Source organism: Pseudodesulfovibrio tunisiensis (assembly GCF_022809775.1).
Classification (GTDB): domain Bacteria; phylum Desulfobacterota; class Desulfovibrionia; order Desulfovibrionales; family Desulfovibrionaceae; genus Pseudodesulfovibrio; species Pseudodesulfovibrio tunisiensis.
Genome location: NZ_CP094380.1, coordinates 652,850 through 673,636, shown reverse-complemented (window position 1 = coordinate 673,636; position 20,787 = coordinate 652,850). Strand labels below are relative to the sequence as shown.

Here is a 20,787-nt window from a genome sequence, read left to right as displayed (position 1 = left end):
GCAGACCCCGACGAATTTGTCCAGCTATTCAAATCCGGCAAGAATCGAGACCAGTTCCTCCCTGTTCACGGAACGCAGTGCGAGCGGTCCCTTTTCCAGCCCGGGCATGCCCGAACCGAACGGAGCGCGACTGTTGCGGTAGAGTATGCCGATGGGAATCCGCTCGTCGAATTCCATGGCCACGGTCATGGCCGCATCCCAGTCCGCCGAATTGTGATCCTCGCCGAGCTTGTAGCAGCGTTCCCTGTACCAGGCGAACGTGTTCACCTTGTTGAAGGAAACACATGGCTGCAACACGTCCACAAGGGCGAATCCCGGATGGCAGATCGCCTGCTTGATCATGGTCACCAGATGGTCCTTTTCCCCGGAAAAGGCCCGCGCCACGAATCCGGCCTTCATGGTTACGGCCAAAGCCACGGGATTGAGCGGTTCGGACGGCGAGCCTCCGGGCTGGGCCTTGGTCGCCTGCCCCCGGGCCGTGGTAGGACTGGCCTGTCCCTTGGTCAGGCCGTAGATCTGGTTGTCATGCGCGATGAGCGTCATGTTCACATTGCGCCGCAATGCCGCGAGAAAATGGTTGCCTCCTTCGCCGTAGGAACAGCCGTCCCCGGAAACCGCCACCACGGCAAGTTCGGGATTGGCGAGCTTCACCCCCTGCGCAACCGGAAGCGCCCTGCCGTGCAGCCCGTTGAACATGTTGCAGTTCATGTACTGCGGGGTCTTGGCCGCCTGTCCAATGCCGGACACGATGCAGACCTGATGCGGAGCCAGTTCCAGTTCGGCCAGAGCCTGCTTGAGACAGGCAAGGATGGCGTGATTGCCGCATCCCGGGCACCAGGCGGTTTCGAATTTGCCGTACTCTTCCATGGATACCATGCCGCCCTCCTAGATGATGCTTTCAAGACCCTTGAGAATGTACCACGACGTGAGCGGCCTGCCATCAAACCGCAGGATGAAGCTCGACACCCGGAATCCGGTTTCCTGACCGAGCAGCCGCGCGAACTGGGCCGTGGCATTGCCTTCCACGGCAACCACATGTCCGGCGCCCTCCAGAAAATCCATGAACTGATCTTCATTGAGCGGGTAGACCTGCTTGAAATGCAGCACGCCGCACGTGTGATCCTTCATGCTTTCCATGGCTTCCAGACACGGCCCCAGGGTCGACCCCCAGCACAGCAGGACCACGTCCGCGCCTTCCTCCCCGTAATATTCGGGCGGCACCACCTCGTGCCACATGCCGCACGCCTTGACGATCCGCTTGGAATTCATGCCGATGCGGGTCGGTCCATCCTCGATGATATGCCCGGCCTCGTCATGCTCGTCGGAATCCGCCTTGACCAGCGCCTCGGAAAATCCGGGAATCGCCCGTGGTGAAATTCCGTCGTCGGTCATGGCATACCGCTTGTATTCAGCAGGATTTTCCGGCTCCAGCACGGACGACGCCACTTCGGGAAGATCCGGATCGAAACGAGGCACATTGCGATAGGAATCCGCAAGATACTGATCGGAAAGAACAAAGCACGGAGTCTGATATTTTTCGGCCAGATCAAAGGCCCGGTAGGTCAGATAAAAGCATTCCTCGGGAGTGCCGGGCGCAAAAATTGCGCGCGGGAATTCGCCATGTCCGGCATACAACGCCAGATTCAGGTCGCCCTGCTCGGTCCGCGTGGGCAGGCCCGTGGCCGGACCGGGCCGCTGCACCAGCACCACGACAACCGGAGTTTCCGTGATCCCGGCAAGACTGATGCCCTCGACCATGAGGGCAAAACCGCCCCCGGACGTGGTGACCACGGACCGCGCACCGGCATAGGATGCGCCAAGGGCCATGTTGATGGCCGCGATCTCGTCCTCGGCCTGTTCCGCCACCATCCCCAGAGCCGCCCCCTTGCTGATCAGGGTCAAAGCCACCGAGGTGGACGGCGTCATGGGGTAGAAGGACAGGAAATTGCAGCCCGCAGCCAGTGCGCCCATGGCAATGGCCTCATTGCCGTTGATCATCATGGCCGGTTCCGGATTCTCGGGTGGGGGCGGCATGCAGGTGAAATCGAACTCCTGCTCCCGAACCCAATCGTAGGCCTTGCGCAGCACTTCCACATTGGCCTGCACTATCTCGTCACCCTTCTTGTGAAACGTCTCGTGCAACAGCCCTTCCAGAATCGAAACGTCATTGCACACGGATGCGCCAAGCACCCCGAGCGCCACGGTATTGTGAAACAACGGCTTGGGAGCCAACTCCTTGAACGGCACCCGGAGCGCATTCATTCCCTGACAATCAATGGCTTCATCCACCACCACAATGGCCCGGTCGGTCAGTTCCTCCCGATGCAACTCCAGAGTTTCGGCATTGAGCGCCACCAGAATGTCCACGTCCTCGACCGCCGCGTAAATCGGGTCCGGCCCGGTACGGATGGCAAAGGTGTTGTGACCGCCGCGAATGCGCGACATGTAATCCTGATGCACCAGAATGTTGTACCCGGCACGAATCAGGGCCTTGGCCATGAGCTGGCCTATGGTGACCAGCCCCTGCCCGGCTTCGCCGCCGATAAGAATGTTGATGCTCGTTTCCGTCATGCTCCGGCTCCCTGCCGCCCTTGCCGGTCACGGTGAAGGGCGACGTTGCTGTTTACAGGGCGAAAAAACGAACGGCCGGACAGGATGTCCTGTCCGGCCGCATGAATCATGCCGTTGTCGGCGGAGTGAATACCCGCGTACCAAGGTCGCGGTCCAGCATGAAGAGGCCGCCGCCGTCGCCGACCATCTTGAGCTTGCCCACGATGTCGCCCACGGTATCCTCTTCCTCCACCTGCTCGGAGATGAACCACTGGAGGAAGATGCCCACGGCGTGGTTGCGCTCTTCCATGGCCAGATCGGCCAGTGCGTTGATGCGCGAAGTCACGCCCTGCTCATGCTCCAGAGCAACCTCGAACGCCTTGAGCGGCGATTCCCACTCGTAGGGCGGCGCATCGATCACGCCGAGCTTGGCGTGCCCACCAGCTTCGTTGATATAGTTGAAAAATCTCATGGCATGGAACATCTCTTCCTGATACTGGGCCAGCATCCACTGGGCAATGCCGGGCAGGCCCTTGCGGGAAAAATCCGAAGACATGGAGAGATAGATATGCGCCGAGTAGATTTCCCAATTCATCTGATCATTGAGCGCATTTTCCATTTTCTGGCTGAGCATGGCATTCTCCTTTGAATACAAGCAAATAGTGAGTAGCTATACGATTCACTGCCAAACGGTACCATATTCCGTCGACATGATGAAACAAGAATGTAAGACTTTTTCGAGCCTTTTCAACCTGTCATGGTAGAAAAAGGGAATGATTAGAAAAAATCCCCGCACAAGCCTGCGCGGGGATCGAAAATCGAGAGACGAACCAGGGCTATGCGAGACGATTGCCGGAAAACATGTCAGCCAGCCTGAACGAAAGGTTGGTCATGCGTTTGCCGGACGTGACCGTGTTCAGACCGATCTGCATGGCGCGCTCACTGCCGACCATGATGGCAAGCTTGCGGGCGCGCGTCAGCCCGGTATAGAGAAGATTGCGCTGAAGCAGCATGTAGTGCTGCGTTACCACGGGCATGACCACTGCCGAATATTCGCTGCCCTGCGACTTGTGCACGCTCACGGCGTAAGCCAAGGTAAGCTCGTCCAGATCGGACTGTTCGTAGTGGACATGGTTGCCGTCGAACTCGATGTACAGCTCGTTGTCCGCCACATCCAGATCAACGATCCAGCCAAGGTCGCCGTTGAAGACTTCCTTGTCGTAATTGTTGCGCAGTTGCAGCACGCGGTCCCCGATGCGGTAGCGGGTGTTGCCGCGCTTGAGCTCGCGCTGTCCCAGGCGCAGCGGATTGAGGCGCTCCTGAAGCAGAGCGTTGAGTGCCTGCGTACCCACATCGCCCTTGTGCATGGGCGTGAGTACCTGCACGTCGCGCAGCGGGTCCAGTCCGTATGCATCGGGAATGCGGTCGCACACGCTGTCCATGATGAGCTTCTGCACCTTGAGCGGGTCTTCCTGAGGCAGCCAGTAGAAATCCGCTTCCGGGGCCAGCGCCGGATGCTGTCTCGGCATCTTTCCTTCATTGATGCGGTGCGCATTGACCACGATGAAACTTTCCTGCGCCTGTCGAAAGATATGGGTCAGTACGGCACAGGGAACCTGTCCGCTGTTGATCAGGTCGTGCAGCACATTGCCCGGCCCCACGCTGGGAAGCTGGTTCACGTCGCCCACCAGAATCAGGCGACAGGTGTGCGGCATGGCGCGAAGCAGGGAGACGAACAGATGCGAGTCCACCATGCTGGCCTCGTCCACCACCAGCACATCGGCCTTGAATTTCTTGTCCTGACAATAGTGAAATCCGCCGTCGGGCTGATACTGAAGCAGACGATGAATGGTCTGGGAATCCAGTCCGGTCGCCTCGGTCATGCGCTTGGCGGCCCGGCCCGTGGGCGCGGCCTGCTTGATCCTGAGGCCCAACTCCTTGAGCGTACGAACAATGGCCCGGGTTATGGTGGTCTTGCCCGTTCCCGGTCCGCCCGTGACAATGAAGACCTTGTTGCCGCACGCCTCGAACACGGCCTTGCGCTGTTCCTCGGACAGGGTGAACCCGAGTTCGCCCTCCACCTTGGGCAGGGCCTGTGAAATCTTTTTCCGACTTACGGGCGACGGGTGATTCACGAGCTGGTAAAGCCGCTGCGTGATTTCGTTCTCGTAATGATAGAAATGCATCAGGTACACGGCCTGATCGATTTCCTGTTCGGGCAGGTCCTCGATCTTCACCCGCTGCTTTTCCTGAAGCGCATACAGGCTGCTCTCGATCTTCTCGTAATCCACGCCATCAAGAATGCGCAGCACGTCGGACATCAGCCGTTCCTTGGGCAGAAACATGTGACCGTTGCGTTCGCACTCGGTGAACATGGTATAGACCAGAGCCGCTTCCAGCCGCTGCGGGCAATCCGTGGCAAATCCGAGCTTGAGCGCCATGGTATCGGCTGTACGAAAGCCGACCCCACGGATTTCATAGGCCAGATCATAGGGATTGGCCTTGAGCTTTTTGGTGGCCTGAGCCCCATAGAGATGAAAAATCTTGCCGGCAAACGTGGTAGGCACGCCGTGGGTTTGCAGAAAAACCAGCAGATTCTTGATTTCCCGCTGCTTGGACCAGGATTCGATGATGTCTTCAAGCTTCCTTTTGGAAATGCCCTTAACCTCAAGCAGCTTTTCCGGCTCCTCGTCCAGCAGGTCCAGCACGGCCACGCCGAACCTTTCCACCAGCGTTGCCGCTGTCTTCTCCCCCACCCCCTTGATGGACGAGGACAAGAACTTGATGACCCCGTTTTCCGTGGCGGGACGGGTCTGTTCAAAGGTGACCACCTCGAACTGCGGACCATATTTGGGATGCACGACCCACTTGCCGTGAATGTCCAGATTTTCGCCCGCCTGAATCTCACCCATGACGCCCGTGATGGTGATGGTGCCGGGTTCATCCTTGGCCCGCACCCGGGCAATGACATAGCCGTTCTCGGCATTGTGAAAGACAATGCTCTGGACTTCGGCTGAAGAGAGCAGCGTGAGTTTGTCGTCTGGCATGGCGAATCCGGCTATGTACGGGAAAAGGGCCGGAGCTCCGGCCCTTCCGTTTTCTGTTTTGTCATATGGCCCTGCGGCCGATTTCCGGTGACAGATTCATGCTCACACCTTTTGACGGTGCATGAGCGACTGTCGCAGTGTTTCCTTGTCCATGTACTTGACCTCCGCGCCCATGGGAATTCCCTGTGCCAGACGTGACACGGCCACGTCCGGAAATTCGGATTCCACGAGATTCTTGACGTAGGAGGCCGTGGACTCGGCGTCCAGGGTCGCTCCGAGAGCGAGAATCAGTTCCCTGACCTCTCCACTCGCCAGATGACGCCTGAGCCGATCCATTTCCAGATGCCCGGGCTCCACGCCGTCCAAAGGCGACAGCAGTCCGCCGAGCACCAGATATCGGCCGCGAAACAGCCCCATCTGCTCAAGAGCCAGCAGGGAATCCCACTCCGCGACAAGACAGAGCTGCGCCCTGTCCCGTTCCGGGTCCGAACAGATGGCACACGGACTGGACTCGGCCAGACACGCACATTCACTGCACAGACAGAGATTCTCCCGCAGGTCCAGAATGCTCCTTCCCACGGCTCCGGCCTTTTCGCGAGGCATCTTGAGCAGGGTCAGGGCTATCCTGAGCGCGGACTTGGGACCAATGCCGGGAAGCCCGGCAAGCTGTTCCACGACCTCTCTCAGAGGTCCGGGCAACTTCTGCACAGAAGCTCCTAGAACAGGCCCGGGATGTTGATGCCGCCGGTCACGGACTTCATTTCCTCTTCCATCAGGTCCTTGCCCTTCTTGATGGCCTCGTTCACGGCAGTCATGATCAGGTCCTGAAGCATTTCCACATCGCCGGACTCCATGACCGAAGGCTCGATGGCCACGGACAGGATTTCCTGTCCGGCAGTGGCACGCACGGTCACCATGCCGCCGCCGCTGGAAGCCTCGATCTCACGGGTCTTGAGTTCGTCCTGCATCTTGCTGATCTTGCGCTGCATGACCTGGGCCTGACGAATCATTTCATTCATATTCATAGTCGTTTTCCTTCAAGTTGTTGCCGTCCTGCGGCTATTTTCGATGATCAACAGCCATGATGCGCGCGTCAAAGCTCTCCATGATCAGTTGCACGCCGGGATGCTTTTCCGCCTCGGCCATCAACTGCCTGTCGCTCTTGCGCACCTGGATGTTGCCTGTTTCCACACGCACTTCGACCATGGGACCGAAGTATTCCCTGACCATGAGATCCAGGGCATGAAATGTCTTGTTTTCGTTCAACTGGTCGCATTGGACCCGGGATTTGCAGCGGATCACGAGATCATTGCCGTTCAGCTCGCCCGAAGTGAGTCGGAGCACATGGGCCCGAACCGGGGAACTGCCGTTTCTCTCTTCCGCAAGATCAAGAAATCCCTGCCAGTCCCGGCCGATTCCGCCCGCCGAAGCGGGCACGGATCGTGAGCCCGCGTCTTCTTCCTGCTCGGAAGGACGCGCCGAACCCTGCGCCGGAGAACGCTGCTCCCTTGCCTGCTGCTGAAAGGACTGCGCCCCATGCGAGGGTCTGGACTGCGGCGGCATCTGCTGCCCGGCCGGTTGTCCCGGATTCTGCATGGACGGCTGCGCCGGAGCCTGCGCAAACTGCTGGGGACGATGCTGAGACGCATATCCCTGCTGGGACGCGGCCTGCGGTGTCTGCGGCGGCTGTGGAGCCTGCGGTTCCCTGCGCTGATCGTTCCGGGCGAACTGGCGTCCGTTTCCCTGCGGAGTTCCCTGCTGCCTCATGCCGTTCCCCGCACCCGGCCCACCGGGTGCGCCTCCGCGAGCAGGTCCGTTCGAACGCGGCGGAGCCGATGGCGAACCGCCCTGCCCGGCCGAAGTTCCAACACTTTCAAGGCTGATGAGATCGGGCAGGCTGGTCAGATTGAGCAGAAGCAGTTCCAGAGCCATGGCCGGTTCCAGACTGGTCATCACACGCCGCTGGCCGTCCAGCGTCATCTGCCAGCAGGCATGAATATGCGCGGGGTCGAATTTTCCGGCCCAGTCCATCCACGAGGCGGCTTCGTCCTGAGACAGGCCCAGAAGCGGCATGGCCTCGGTTCCGGCCTGACGCAGAAGAAACATGTTGCGCCAGCAGGCCGTAAGTTCGCGCAGAAAGAATCCGAGGTCCAATCCCTGATCCAGCACTTCGCGCAGTACGTGTCCCACGTTCACGAGGTTGCGGGAATGCATGGCCTCCATGAGTCGGAAAAAGACTTCCTGTCCGGCCAGCCCCAGAAATCCGCGAACATCCTCCTCGCGCAGCACGTCCTGCCCCATGGCCAGAGCCTGTCCAAGCAGGGACATGGAATCGCGCACACTGCCGGCACCGCGTTTGGCGATGATCTGCAATGCGCCCGGTTCGAACTGAAGTCCTTCCAGATTCATGATCTTTTCCAGATGGGCGTACAGTTCGTTCTGGGCCAGCATCTTGTAGGTGTAATGCTGGCAGCGGCTGATGATGGTGGCCGGGAACTTGTGCGGCTCGGTCGTGGCCAGGATGAACGTGGCGCGCGCAGGCGGTTCCTCAAGGGTCTTGAGCAACGCGTTGAACGCTTCCTTGGTGAGCATGTGCGCCTCGTCGATGATGAACACCTTGTAGCGGCATTCAATGGGCGCATAGCCTATGTCTTCCTTGAGACGGCGGGCATCGTCGATGCCGCGGTTGGAGGCGCCGTCGATCTCGATCACGTCCGGAGCCACTCCGGCCGTGATCTGACGGCAGTGCTGGCACTTGTTGCACGGTTCGCCCGTGGGGGCCTCCACGCAATTCAGCGCCTTGGCGAAAATGCGGGCGATGGTGGTCTTGCCCACGCCTCGCGTACCGGAAAAAAGATAGGCGGGTGCGACCTTGTCCTGTGCCGCTGCCCGGGACAGAATGGCCTTGACCGCTTCCTGTCCCGCTACATCGGAAAAGGTCTGCGGACGATATTTTGCCGTGAGATTGGATGTGCTCATGATACTTCGTCTGGTTGCGTTCCGGCGTTCGCCATGCTGAATTCTACAAGTCCGAGAAAAAGACCCGCGTCCGGGCCAAGCTCATGACTCCTTAACAAATCGTGCGGCGCGAGACCAGCCCCGGAACCCGATGGATTTTCGGATTCCGGAACAGAAAAAAGCAAAGGGAAGCCTGCCGAACCGGCAGGCTTCCCGCAATATTCGATTTCCGCGGCTGCTACAGGGAATAGCGGTGCAGCCAATGCTCGTAATCCGGATTTTCGCCCTTGACGATCCGGAAGAATTCGGACTGCATCAACTGGGCGACCGGACCGGCCTTGCCCTCTCCGATCACGCGGCGGTCGATCTCGCGAATCGGGGTCAGTTCGGCAGCGGTTCCCGTGAAGAAAACCTCGTCCGCGCAGTACAGCATGTCGCGCGTGATGGGCTCCTCGCGCACTTCGTAGCCGAGATCGCCGGCAAGGGCGATCATGGAATCGCGGGTCAGGCCGCCGAGCACGCCGTCTGCATGCGGGGTGTAGATCACGTCGTTGACCACCATGAAGATGTTCTCGCCCGAGCCTTCGGAAACATGGCCCGTGGTGTCGAGCAGAATGGCCTCGTCATAACCGTCGGCCACGGCCTCGGTCTTGGCCAGCACGGAGTTCACGTAGTTGCCGCAGGCCTTGGACTTGGTCATCATGACATTGACATGATGGCGGCTGAAGGTGCTGCACTTGACGCGGATGCCCTTTTCCAGAGCGTCCTCGCCCAGATACGCGCCCCAGGGCCAGGTGGCGATGATCACCTGAATGGGATTCTGGCCCGGATGCACGCCCATGGCGCCCGCGCCCACGAAAATCAGGGGACGGATGTACGCGCCGGGCAACTTGTTCACCTTGAGGGTTTCCACGGCCGCCTCGGTCAGATCTTCGGCAGTATACGGAACCTTGAGGCCGAGGATCTTGGCGGAATTGATCAGACGGACCATGTGATCTTCCAGCCGGAAGACCTCGGAAGTGCCGTCGGCGCACTCATAGGCGCGGATGCCTTCGAAAACCCCGGCTCCGTAGTGCAGGGTGTGGGTCAGGACGTGGACATTGGCCTCGTCCCAGGGAACCTGTTTGCCATCGAACCAGATGGTATCGGACTTCTGGACCATTCAAGCGCTCCTTCCGTAGTTGCGGCGGAACTGTCCGCCGGGCTTTTCAATTTGAACCTTGAACGCTAAAGAAATCGTTTTCCAAGGTCAAGCAACAGGCCCCTCCGAACAAATACTTTTTGACAGACTCCTCGGCGAAGGCATAAGAAAAATGCCTTACACATCTTGTTATGGAGGAATTTTTGGTATGCAGCAGTTTGCGAGAGTTCACAGGCTTCCGCCCTATGTTTTCGCCCAGGTCAACGAGCTCAAGATGCAGATGCGCCACGCAGGCGCAGACATCATCGATCTCGGCATGGGCAATCCCGACGTTCCCACCCCCAAGCCCATCCTCGACAAGCTCGCAGAGGCAGCATACAAGCCCGGCAACTCCCGCTATTCCGCATCCAAGGGAATCAAGGGATTGCGACGGGCCATTGCCGACTGGTACCAGCGCCGCTTCGACGTGTCTCTGGACATGGATCAGGAAGTCTGCGTGACCATGGGCGCCAAGGAAGGTCTTGCGCATCTGGCTCTGGCCATGCTCACCCCGGGCGACGTTGTTCTCGCTCCGGACCCGGCCTACCCCATCCACCCGTATGCTTCCATCATTGCGGGTGCGGATGTGCGCCGCGTACCCATCGGCCCGGGACAGGATTTCTTCGAAAATCTGGAAATCGCGATCCGGCACACCTGGCCCAAGCCCAAGGTGCTGATCATCAATTTCCCGCACAATCCCACCACCCAGTGCGTGGACGTGCCCTACTTCGAAAAGATAGTGGACTTCGCCAAGGAACACGGCCTGTACGTGATTCACGATCTGGCTTACGCGGATTTCACCTTTGACGGATACGAGGCCCCGAGCTTTCTGCAGGCCAGAGGCGCCATGGACGTGGGCGTGGAGTTCTATTCCATGACCAAGAGCTATTCCATGGCCGGAATGCGCGTGGGCTTCTGCTGCGGCAACAAGGAACTGGTGCAGGCCCTGACCCGCATCAAGAGCTATCTGGACTACGGCATCTACAATCCCATCCAGATCGCGGCCACCTGCGCCCTGAGCGGCGACCTCGGAGACGACCCCAAGTTTTCCCGCGAGGAAATGGACAATGCCGTCCGGGAAATCATGGCCGTGTATCAGGATCGCCGCGACGCATTGTGCGACGGCCTGAACCGCGTGGGATGGGAAGTCGAGCCGCCCAAGGCCACCATGTTTCTGTGGGCACGGATCCCCGAGGAATTCCGGAAGATGGGGTCCGTGGAATTCTCCAAGATGCTCCTCAGGGAAGCCGAGGTGGCAGTTTCGCCGGGCCTTGGCTTCGGCGAATACGGCGACGACCACGTGCGTTTCGCATTCGTGGAAAACCGCCACCGTACCAATCAGGCCATCAGGAACCTGAGAAAATTCTTTGCCAAGGGATAATTGAATGACTCCGATCAAAATCGGTCTGGCCGGATTCGGCACCGTAGGTTCCGGTCTGGCCAGAATTCTGGATATGAATGGAGACCGCATTGCCCGGCGCGTAGGCAGGCGGATCGAAATCAAGACCGTGCTCGTACGCGATCTGCAAAAGAAGCGCGCTTTCGAGACCGGGCCGGACGTGACCTTCACGGACGACCCGGCTCGTCTGATCGACGATCCGGAAATCTCCATTGTCGTGGAACTCATGGGCGGCATCGGTGCAGCAAAAACGCTGATCACCGATGCGTTCAACGCGAAAAAGCATGTGGTCACGGCCAACAAGCATCTGCTGGCCGAACACGGCCCGGAACTGTTCGCCCTTGCTGCAAAAAGACAATGCGGCCTGCTGTTCGAGGCGAGTTGCGCCGGGGGCATCCCCATCGTGCAGACTCTCAAGGAAAGCCTTGCGGGTGACGAAATCGTCTCCATGCTCGGCATCATGAACGGCACGGCCAACTACATCCTTTCCGAAATGACCACCAAGGGGCTGGACTTCGACACGGCCCTGCGCGAGGCTCAGGACCTTGGCTATGCCGAGGCCGATCCGACCTTCGACATCGAAGGCATGGACACGGCCCACAAGCTGTGCGTGCTGATCCGACTGGCCTACGGCGTGGATTTCCCGCTCAAGGACATCCCGGTTCAGGGCATCACCTCGGTCACGCCGCAGGATATCCAGTTCGCCCGCGAATTCGGATACCGGATCAAGCTGCTGGCCCATGTGGCTCAGGTGAACGGCAAGCTCGAAGCCGGTGTGCATCCGGCACTCGTGCCCTACACCTATCTGCTGGCCCGGGTGGGCGGCAATTACAACGCGGTCCGCGTCACGGGCAATGCCGTGGGGCCCATCATGCTGCATGGTCAGGGAGCCGGTGATCTGCCTACGGGCAGCGCAGTGCTGGCCGACATCATGCATCTGGCCCGCCACATCAACAGCAACGTGGTGACCAACAACACGGGCTTCGGGTCCGATCCGCTTCCTCCGGCCGAAATCCATCCGCCCGAGGAAACCGTATCCAAGTACTATTTCCGTTTCACGGTACAGGATCGGACCGGCGTCATGGCCGCCATCACCAAATCCATGGCCACCCATGGCGTTTCCATTGCCCAGGCAGTGCAGACGGGCGAGGTCGGCGGAGATGGGGTTCCCCTTGTCATCGTGTCGCACGACACCAAGGCAAGCGCGGTCGAGGCCGTGGCCCGGGAAATCGATGCCATGGACTTCACTGTGGAACCGTGCGTCAAATTCAGAATACTGTAACCTTTTTGATATTATGAAATTCCTGTACCTGATAGCCGACGGAATGGGCGGCTGGCCTCTGGATGAGCTCGGTGGGAAAACCACGCTGGAAGCGGCGCATACGCCCAACATGGACGAGCTGGCCGCCTCCGGCATCGTGGGCCGCTGCCAGACCGTGCCGCATGGCATGGCCCCGGGGTCCGACGTGGCGAACATGGCCCTGCTCGGCTTCGACCCGGCCCGCTACCACACGGGGCGCGGTCCCATTGAAGCCGCAGCACAAGGTCTGCAACTCGACCCGGACGACCTTGTCTGGCGCATGAACCTCGTCCGTGTCACCGAGCTGACCATTGACGGCATCATGCGCGACTACTCGTCCGGACACATTGCAACGGAGCTGTCCCGTCCTCTGGTGGAACGTCTTCAGGAAAAGCTGGGCAATGACACCTACAGCTTTGTACCGGGCGTGCAGTATCGCCATCTGCTCGTGCAGAAGAACGGCGCACTCACCGAAGACGCGGACCTTGCCGTCACCCCGCCGCACGACATCACGGACAAGCCCATCAAGCAGGACATGCGCGCATTCTCCCGCAGCCCGGTGTTGTGGGACCTGATCATGGAATCCCGCGACCTGCTCGCGGACCGGTCCGTGAATGCGACCAGGGCCAACTCCATATGGCCGTGGGGTCAGGGACGTCCTTTGAACCTCCCGGGGTTCAGGGACAAATACGGCCTGCACGGCGCTGTCATCTCTGCGGTGGACCTGATCAAGGGGCTCGGCTTTGCCTCGGGAATGGACGTGATCGACGTGGACGGTGCAACCGGCCTGCTCGACACCAACTACGAAGGCAAGGTCCAGGCCGCACTGAAATTCCTTGAACAGGGAGACATGGTCTTCGTGCACCTTGAAGGCCCGGACGAATGCGGGCACAGCGGCATTGCCAAAGACAAGGTGGAAGCCATCTCCCGATTCGACGAACGCGTGGTTGCGCCGTTGCGAAAAGCCCTTGAGGGGCAGGACGTGGCGTGGCTCATCGCCTGCGACCATTTCACGCCCATCAAGGAGCGTACGCACACCATGGACCCGGTGCCCTTCATTCTGAACGGCCCGGGCTGCACACCTTCCGAAGTGTCCGCTTTCACTGAAGCCACGGCCGACGCTTCGGGCCTGCGCATCGAAAACGGGCATGAACTGCTCGACTTTGCGCTGAACAGGACCGGAAAGAAGTAATGACACCCAAAAGCGACTTTCCCCAACCGGAATTCTGGTACCCGCACTTTGTCTCCTATGGTGAAACCGACACCATGGGCGTACTCTACTACGCGGAATACCTGCATGTCTTCGAACGCGCCCGCAGCTTCTGCTGCCGCGAGCGCGACATGAGCTATGCGGAAATGGAGCGGCGCGGCCTGATTCTGCCGGTACGCGAAGCCCAGTGCCGATACCGCGCTCCCATCCGGTTCGACGATGCCATCCTTGTCAGGACCGGCATTGCCGAGTGGGCAAGGGCTTCCATCACGTTTCATTACGAAATATGGGACAGGGAAAAGACCGTGCTGCATGCCACGGGCATGACGCAGCACGCCTGCGTGGACGGCTCCGGCAAGCTGATCCGTGTTCCGGGCTGGCTCCGGGAACTCTTTTCCTGATTCAACGAACCATAAAACCATCTTCCGTCGCACACGCATGGCGTTGTGCGGCGCATACTCTTGTGCCATGAAAATCGACGTTCACACACATGCGTTTCATCCGAAAATCGCAGACAAGGTTCTGGATCAACTCGACCACCACTATCACATCGGCATGACCGGGACGGGACGGGCCGACGATCTGATCCAACGGCTGGACAAAGGCGCCATAGACAAAGCCGTGGTGCTCTGCGCAGCTACAGCTCCGAGTCAGGTCATTCCCGCCAACAACTGGGCCATCCAATTGAAAAAGGAGGAACCCCGGTTCATTCCTTTCGGAACCATGCATCCGGATTTCGACAATATCGAAGAGGAGTTCGACCGGTTGGAACAAAACGGCATCACCGGCCTGAAGTTTCATCCGGACTTTCAAGGCTTCCGCATGGACGATCCAAGGTTCCGCAAGGTCATGGAAATCGCAGGCGATCGATTCATCATGCTGTTTCACGTCGGCGACACGCTGCCGCCCGAAGAAAATCCGTCCTGCCCCATCAAGATGGCCAAACTCAGGGACGATTTTCCCGATCCGATCATGATAGCCGCCCATTTCGGCGGGTACCGACAATGGGACCTGGCTGTCGAGCATCTTGCGGACCGGGATGTGTTCGTGGACACGTCCAGCTCCATCGATTTCCTTTCCGACGAGCAGTGCAAACGGATTTTCGACAAATTCGACCGCGAGCACATTCTGTTCGGCAGCGACTACCCTCTGTGGGACCCGCAGACCGAAATGGACAAGCTCAGAAAACGCCTCGGGTTCTCCGATTCGGAAATGGAAGACCTGCTTTCCGCAGGTTCCGTCCTGTTTGCGGATTAAGGTCTTCGACCGCAGAAAACGGAAACTCGCCCCGAAGCGGTTTCTTTTTTGGCCGAAATATCGACAAGACTATTGAAACCAAAACCGTTTTGCATATATGGTACGAAAAACCATGAAAGGAGCATGACCATGAAACGCATCATTGCGATCCTTTTGACCCTTGCCATGGCCTTGCCGCTGACCGCTTGCGGCTCCAAGACGTACCATGTGGTGACCAAGGAAGGGGATTCCTACACCACTCAGGGCAAGCCGGACTATGACGTCAAGACCGAGACCTATACCTTCGAAAAGGAAGACGGTCAGGAAATTTCCATCAATCGCGAACAAATCAAGCACATCGAAAGCGTCAAGAAATAGACCGGGCAGGCTCATGCGGAAAAGGAACGGCGGCAGGGAATCCCTGCCGCCGTTCCTTTTCCGCATGAGCCCGATTCGGCTAGATCAGATCGATGATCGAGCCGAAGTCCGGATCGAACAACCGCTTGTAGGTACGCACCACGAATCCGTCGGTCATGCCGGAAAGATAGTCGCACAGAATCCTGCGCCGCTGATGCGTATCCTGTCCGCGCATGGCTTCGTAGTACTGCGGCGGCAGAAGCGCGAGACTGTCCTTTCCGGTAATCGCGGTCTGCTCGTCCAGTACGGTGAACAGCCGACGCAGAATCTCTCCGCCCTTGTATTCGAGCTGATGGACCTGCGGAGTACGAAAGACCAGATCAATGGCCAACTTCTTGAGTAGAGAACACACGCCCTCGGCTTCCCCGCTTTTCCGAATGTCAAAGGCGTAGCGATTGGTCCTGCCGGAAAGATGATTTTTCCGTTTCACCAGCGTTGTGGCATGGATGAATTTCCCAATAAGCCTCGCCAGATAAGGGCCGAAATCATCTTTTTGAATGGCAAGAGCCAGCTCTTCAAGAAAGCGCTGATGCTCCACGGAAAAATCATTGGCGGCAATCCAGTTCCGAACATGCTTGACGTTGATGAACCCGGCGCGGATGCCATCATCCACATCGTGCACGGAATAGGCGATGTCGTCCGCCCAGTCCATGATCCGGCATTCCAGCGACTTGAAACTGTTCAAGGCATCTTCGGACTTGAGCATGTCGGCAAAAGGCGTTTCCGGAGACACGAACTTCAAGATCTCGTTCTGAAAATCGTAGATGAAATGATTCCGTTTTTCACGTGAAGCACTGTACAGGGTCTTGTATTTGAGCATGCCGTCCAGAAAGGCCCGAGTGGGCTTCATGCCGCTCCACTCGCTTCCCTGCCGGTAGAACAGGTCAACGAGGATACGCAGATTCTGCGCATTGCCCTCGAAGCCACCGGCCTTGCCGACCATGAGGTCGTTGAGTACGCGTTCCCCGGCATGACCGAACGAGGGATGCCCGATGTCATGCGCCAGACACAGGGATTCCACCAGACTTTCATCAATGCGAAAATCCGGCCCGAGCAAATCCGAGGTGCGATTGAGATGATTGCAGATCGATCTGCCGATCTGGGAAACCTCAATGGAATGGGTCAGCCGGGTGCGGTAGAAATCGAACTCGCCGGACAGAAAGACCTGCGTCTTGGACTGCAAGCGACGAAATGCCGGGGAATAGATGATCCGGTCCCGATCCTGTTCGAACGCGGTCCTGCCCTTTTCCTTTCTGGGCTGGCCCCTGCCGATGCACTCCACATCGAAATCCGAATAAAACGAATTGTTCACGGCAACTCCTTGTGTCGGCAGAACCGTACAGGAACCCCCGGCATAAGAAAAGCCCCTGCCGCATCAGCGACAGGGGCCTTGAAAAGGCAAAATCAAATCTCGATCAGCCGAGATCGAGCACAGCCGGTCCGCCCTTTTCCCGATTCTTTCCGGTCGCCATCCTGACTTCCAGATAGTTGAAGAAGCGGGAGAAAGTGAAGGTCATGACCAGATAGATGCAACCTACGCCAACGAGGAACGGCACATAGGTGTAATACTTGGCGCCCAGCACCTTGGCAGAGAACATGAGTTCGGCCACGCCGATGATGGACAGCAGGGAGGAGTCCTTGAGCAGGACCACCAGCTCGTTGCCGAACGGCGGGATCATGCGCTTCAGGGCCTGCGGCAGAATCACGAAGACCATGGCCTGAAAATGGGTCAGACCGGAACATCGTGCGGCTTCCATCTGCCCCGGGTTGATGGACTGAATCCCGGCTCGGACGATCTCCGCATTGTAGGCACCGCTGTTGATGCCCAGCGCGATGCTGCCGAGCAGAAACGGGTTCGGGGAAAGTCCATCACCTGTCAGCATCATGTAAATCTGCGGGATGCCGAAATAGAAGAAATAAATCTGCAGCAGCATGGGAGTGCCGCGAATGATCTGGATGTAGGTATCGGCTGCGACGCGGACCGCGAACCTCCGGCTGATGCGGCACGTTCCCGCGACGGTCCCGAGCACGAGTCCCAGGGACAGCGCGCCGAAAGTCACCATGAGAGAGGCAACCGCACCGTCGAGAATCATCTGGTAATGTTTGAATACAAGGGCGAAATCCACGCGCCGTCTCCTTGGAAAAATCGCCGGGGGAACCGCAGTTCCCCCGACTGATGAAGTTCAATATCTCTTACAGGTTCCACTTCTTGACGATTTCGTCGTACTTGCCGCTGGCCTTCACGGCCTTCAGGGCGTTGTTCAACGCTTCAAGCAGGTCGCTGTTGCCCTTCTTGGTGATGATGGCGAATTCCTCGAGGGAAAGCGGCTCGCCAGCACGCTGGAACATGCCCTGCTTGGCGTATTCGTCGGCAACGGACAGATCGGCGATGACCGCATCCGCAGCCTTGTTCTTCAGCATCATGAAAGCAATGTTGTAGGTCTCGGGACGCACGACGGTAGCGCCTTCGATCTTGTCGGCCTGCTGTTCGCCGGTGGTGCCGAGCTGAACCGCAATCTTCTTGCCCTTCAGGTCTTCGGCACTCTTGACCGGGGAATCGGGCAGGGTCACGATGACCTGACCGCTGGCCACATAGGGATCGGAAAAATCAACCTGCTGGCGGCGTTCTTCGGAAACGCTCATGCCGGACATGCCGATATCGGCCTGACCGCTCTGCACGGCGGTAACGATGGCGGCAAAGTCCATGGTCATCCAGCGAACCTCGATGCCCATTTCCTTGGACAGGGCGTCCATCAGATCGATATCGAAACCGGTGCGCTCACCAGTATCGCCGATGAATTCGAACGGGGGATAATCAGGGCTGTTGCCAATGGTCATCACGCCCTTTTCCTTGATTTTTTCCCAAGCGGAACCGGCAAAGGCATTACCCACAAAGGCGACCATCAGAGTGGCCGCAGCCAGGAGCGTAACCAACTTGAACACATTCCGTTTCATTCCGTAACTCCTTGTGATTGTAAGAACCAGTCTCTCCCAAATCCCGGCGTACCGGGACAACCTCGAAAAGCCTACTCGGACACGACTCCTGCCATGAGCGGGCCGATCTTGCCCGGGGTGTCGTCATCACTCGTAGGCAGCATTCCCAAAATCCGGCCCCGGTAGATCACGGCGATGCGGTCCGCCAGTTGGAGCGCCTCGTTCAGGTCGCCCGTGACCAACAGGATACCGGCCATTTTTCGCGCTTCCAGAAGCCGTTTCCAGACTTCCTCGGTTGCTGATATGTCCAGTCCCTGAGTGGGCTGTTCAGCGACCAGCAAACGCGGTTCACGGTAAAGTTCGCGGGCAAGCACGGCCTTTTGCAGATTGCCGCCCGAAAGCTGCCAGGCCAGAGCATGAATGTTGCCCGGCCTGATATCGTATTCCTCGATAAGCGATTCGGCATTGCGAGCCGCACGCTTCTTGTCGAGCCATGGTCCCTTGGCAAACCCCTTGCGCGTGGTCAGCAGCAGGTTGTCCACCAGATTCTCGTTCCTGAGCGAAGCCAGGCCGAGCCGGTCCTCGGGCACGTAGCACATGGACCTGTTCCAGGTGGATTCCGCAAAAAACTTTCGCCACGGGTGCCCCATGATGAACACGGTGTCCACAGGAGGCTTTCGCATGCCCGTGACCGCTTCGACAAGGGCTTTCTGCCCATTGCCCGCAACACCGACGATGGCGAGCACCTCGCCGCGACGCACATCCAGCGTCACTTCGTGCAGGCCCAGACCCGTCATGCTGCGGATTTCCAGAACGGTCTGGCCGGGATCCATGGGCTCACGGTCCACCTCCAGCAGCACTTCCTTGCCCACCATGCGCGAGGCAAGGTCGGCCTTGGACTCGATAACGGAAGGATCAAGCTCCCCTTCGATCCTGCCGCGCCTGAGTATGGCGATTTCGTCAGCCAGCGCAATGACCTCTTCCAGCTTGTGGCTGATGAACACGATGGCCTTGCCCTGTTCGGACATCAGCCACAGCGCGTCAAAGAGCCGGGAAGCCTCGTCCGGGGTGAGCACGGCCGTTGGTTCGTCAAAAATCAGAATGCGACTCTCGCGATACAGGAGCTTGAGAATCTCCACGCGCTGCTTCTCCCCCATGGAAAGATCGCAGACACGGGCTGCGGGATCAATGTCCAGACCGTATTTCACGGCCAGATCGGCCACGGTCTTGCGCATCTCCTTCGGCTTGATGAAAACTCCGCCTTCCTGTCCGAGCAGCACGTTCTCGGCCACGGTCATGGACTCGACCAGCATGAAATGCTGGTAGACCATGCCGATTCCAGCCTCGATGGCATCACGCGAAGACGTGAAGTTGACAGGCTTGTCATCCACTTCGATCACGCCTTCATCAGGCTTGTACCGCCCGGCCAGCATGCTCATCATGGTGGACTTGCCTGCGCCGTTTTCGCCGAGCAGAGCCTTGATGCGGCCGGGATAGATGTTCAGATTGATGGAGTCATTGGCAATCACCTTGCCGAATCGCTTGGTGATTCCCTTGAGACTGACCAGCGGTCTGGTCCCCTCGGGCAGGGCCCGGACCTGTTCCGGGCGAACAAAACTCAATTCCGACATGGCCTATCCCTCCGGCTCGATGTTGGTGCCAAGGGCGGCCGGGGCATCAATGCGGCTCCCGCGCCAGGCCGAAAAAATCAGGACAAGAATGGTCAGGGCGTACGGCAGCATCAGCAGCAGGGAGGACGGCAGATGCGTTCCCATGGCCTGAAGTCGAAGCTGAAACGCCATGACTCCGCCGAACAGATAGGCACCGGCCACGGCACGGCCGGGCCGCCAGAACGCGAAAATGACCAGAGCAACGGCGATCCAACCGCGACCGCCGGACAGACCATTGGTCCACAAGTGCGTGTAGGCAAGGGAAAGATACGCGCCGCCGAGGCCGATGAGGAATCCGCCGCACATGACCGCGAAATAGCGAAGCCGGATGGGCTTGAGTCCAACCGCAGCGGCCGCGGCCGGCATTTCTCCGGTGGCGGTCACATGCATGCCCATGCTGGTCCGCTTGAAGAAGAACCAGAAAATGAACGGGATGATGAAGGAGATGTACACCAGCGCGTCATGCTTGAAGAAGATGTCCCCGAGAAGCGGTATGGAGGACAGCACGGGCAGCTCGAAAGGATAGAATCCCGGAGCGGGCAGCCCGACATAGGGCACGCCGAGAAAGTTGGTGATGCCCAGTCCCAGAATGGTCAGGGCAAGGCCGGACACGACCTGATTGCCGAGGCAGGTAACGCACACGAAGGCATGCAGGCCGCCCATGAGCATCCCGGCAACGCCTCCGGCCAGAAAACCGATCCAGGGTGATCCCGTGGCCATGCTGAACCAGAACGCGGCCAGTGCGGCCACGCTCATCATGCCTTCCACGCCGAGGTTGAGCACACCGCCCTTCTCGGTCATGATCTCGCCCAGGGTGGCATAGAGAATCGGGGTGCCGGACTGCACCGTGGCAGCAAGCAGCAATACGATGAATTCTGTCATGGTC

Annotated in this window: 19 protein-coding genes; 6 read left to right on the top strand and 13 right to left on the bottom strand. The window is 58.9% G+C overall.

Annotation, left to right across the window (positions count from 1 at the left end; translation table 11 throughout):
* Positions 1–24 precede the first annotated feature (24 nt).
* From MPN23_RS03340 to MPN23_RS03305, 8 genes are all read right to left on the bottom strand, one after another.
* The gene (locus tag MPN23_RS03340; RefSeq protein ID WP_243546139.1) at positions 25–876 is read right to left on the bottom strand and encodes a 2-oxoacid:ferredoxin oxidoreductase subunit beta; all 852 of its coding nucleotides are present in this window, start codon (positions 874–876) and stop codon (positions 25–27) included.
* A 9-nt stretch (positions 877–885) separates the two neighbouring features.
* Positions 886–2,571 (bottom strand): 2-oxoacid:acceptor oxidoreductase subunit alpha, encoded by a 1,686-nt coding sequence (locus tag MPN23_RS03335; RefSeq protein ID WP_243546138.1) that lies wholly within the window; start codon positions 2,569–2,571, stop codon positions 886–888.
* Positions 2,572–2,677: 106 nt separating this feature from the next.
* On the bottom strand, positions 2,678–3,184 hold the full coding sequence (locus MPN23_RS03330; RefSeq protein ID WP_243546137.1) for a ferritin: 507 nt from the start codon (positions 3,182–3,184) through the stop codon (positions 2,678–2,680).
* Positions 3,185–3,386: 202 nt separating this feature from the next.
* Positions 3,387–5,597, bottom strand: coding sequence for an SF1B family DNA helicase RecD2 (gene recD2 / locus MPN23_RS03325; protein WP_243546136.1), 2,211 nt, complete (start codon positions 5,595–5,597; stop codon positions 3,387–3,389).
* Positions 5,598–5,699: 102 nt separating this feature from the next.
* Positions 5,700–6,305, bottom strand: coding sequence for a recombination mediator RecR (recR, locus tag MPN23_RS03320; protein ID WP_243546135.1), 606 nt, complete (start codon positions 6,303–6,305; stop codon positions 5,700–5,702).
* 8 nt (positions 6,306–6,313) lie between these two features.
* Complete coding sequence (locus MPN23_RS03315; protein WP_243547346.1) at positions 6,314–6,616, bottom strand: YbaB/EbfC family nucleoid-associated protein; 303 nt, start codon at positions 6,614–6,616, stop codon at positions 6,314–6,316.
* Between the two features lie 40 nt (positions 6,617–6,656).
* Complete coding sequence (dnaX, locus tag MPN23_RS03310; protein WP_243546134.1) at positions 6,657–8,576, bottom strand: DNA polymerase III subunit gamma/tau; 1,920 nt, start codon at positions 8,574–8,576, stop codon at positions 6,657–6,659.
* Positions 8,577–8,793: 217 nt separating this feature from the next.
* Positions 8,794–9,717: a branched-chain amino acid transaminase gene (locus MPN23_RS03305; RefSeq protein ID WP_243546133.1), complete on the bottom strand. Its 924-nt coding sequence runs from the start codon at positions 9,715–9,717 to the stop codon at positions 8,794–8,796.
* 187 nt (positions 9,718–9,904) lie between these two features.
* Here MPN23_RS03305 and MPN23_RS03300 point away from each other — a divergent pair, with 187 nt between their 5' ends.
* The 6 genes from MPN23_RS03300 (at position 9,905) to MPN23_RS03275 (ending at position 15,258) form a co-directional block, all read left to right on the top strand.
* Positions 9,905–11,116, top strand: a complete 1,212-nt coding sequence (locus tag MPN23_RS03300; RefSeq protein WP_243546132.1) for an aminotransferase class I/II-fold pyridoxal phosphate-dependent enzyme — start codon at positions 9,905–9,907, stop codon at positions 11,114–11,116.
* 4 nt (positions 11,117–11,120) lie between these two features.
* On the top strand, positions 11,121–12,416 hold the full coding sequence (locus MPN23_RS03295) for a homoserine dehydrogenase (protein ID WP_243546131.1): 1,296 nt from the start codon (positions 11,121–11,123) through the stop codon (positions 12,414–12,416).
* A 13-nt stretch (positions 12,417–12,429) separates the two neighbouring features.
* Entirely contained in the window at positions 12,430–13,626 is a 1,197-nt protein-coding gene (locus MPN23_RS03290) for a cofactor-independent phosphoglycerate mutase (protein WP_243546130.1), read from the top strand.
* On the top strand, positions 13,626–14,045 hold the full coding sequence (locus MPN23_RS03285; RefSeq protein WP_243546129.1) for an acyl-CoA thioesterase: 420 nt from the start codon (positions 13,626–13,628) through the stop codon (positions 14,043–14,045). The genes MPN23_RS03290 and MPN23_RS03285 overlap by 1 nt, the downstream gene beginning before the upstream one ends.
* A gap of 67 nt (positions 14,046–14,112) precedes the next feature.
* Positions 14,113–14,901 (top strand): amidohydrolase family protein, encoded by a 789-nt coding sequence (locus MPN23_RS03280; RefSeq protein WP_243546128.1) that lies wholly within the window; start codon positions 14,113–14,115, stop codon positions 14,899–14,901.
* A 129-nt stretch (positions 14,902–15,030) separates the two neighbouring features.
* Positions 15,031–15,258 (top strand): YgdI/YgdR family lipoprotein, encoded by a 228-nt coding sequence (locus MPN23_RS03275; protein WP_243546127.1) that lies wholly within the window; start codon positions 15,031–15,033, stop codon positions 15,256–15,258.
* A gap of 79 nt (positions 15,259–15,337) precedes the next feature.
* Here the strand turns inward: MPN23_RS03275 and MPN23_RS03270 are convergent, their stop codons facing one another.
* The 5 genes from MPN23_RS03270 to MPN23_RS03250 all read right to left on the bottom strand — a co-directional run bounded on the left by MPN23_RS03270 (position 15,338) and on the right by MPN23_RS03250 (position 20,783).
* The gene (locus tag MPN23_RS03270) at positions 15,338–16,609 is read right to left on the bottom strand and encodes a deoxyguanosinetriphosphate triphosphohydrolase family protein (protein ID WP_243546126.1); all 1,272 of its coding nucleotides are present in this window, start codon (positions 16,607–16,609) and stop codon (positions 15,338–15,340) included.
* Between the two features lie 103 nt (positions 16,610–16,712).
* Positions 16,713–17,423 carry an amino acid ABC transporter permease gene (locus MPN23_RS03265; RefSeq protein WP_243546125.1) on the bottom strand — a complete coding sequence of 237 codons (711 nt, stop codon included), beginning with the start codon at positions 17,421–17,423 and terminating at the stop codon, positions 16,713–16,715.
* Between the two features lie 67 nt (positions 17,424–17,490).
* On the bottom strand, positions 17,491–18,252 hold the full coding sequence (locus MPN23_RS03260) for a basic amino acid ABC transporter substrate-binding protein (protein WP_243546124.1): 762 nt from the start codon (positions 18,250–18,252) through the stop codon (positions 17,491–17,493).
* A gap of 71 nt (positions 18,253–18,323) precedes the next feature.
* The gene (locus MPN23_RS03255) at positions 18,324–19,862 is read right to left on the bottom strand and encodes an ABC transporter ATP-binding protein (protein WP_243546123.1); all 1,539 of its coding nucleotides are present in this window, start codon (positions 19,860–19,862) and stop codon (positions 18,324–18,326) included.
* 3 nt (positions 19,863–19,865) lie between these two features.
* A complete protein-coding gene (locus tag MPN23_RS03250; protein ID WP_243546122.1) occupies positions 19,866–20,783 on the bottom strand; it encodes an ABC transporter permease in 918 nt (305 codons plus the stop codon).
* Positions 20,784–20,787: the final 4 nt, after the last annotated feature.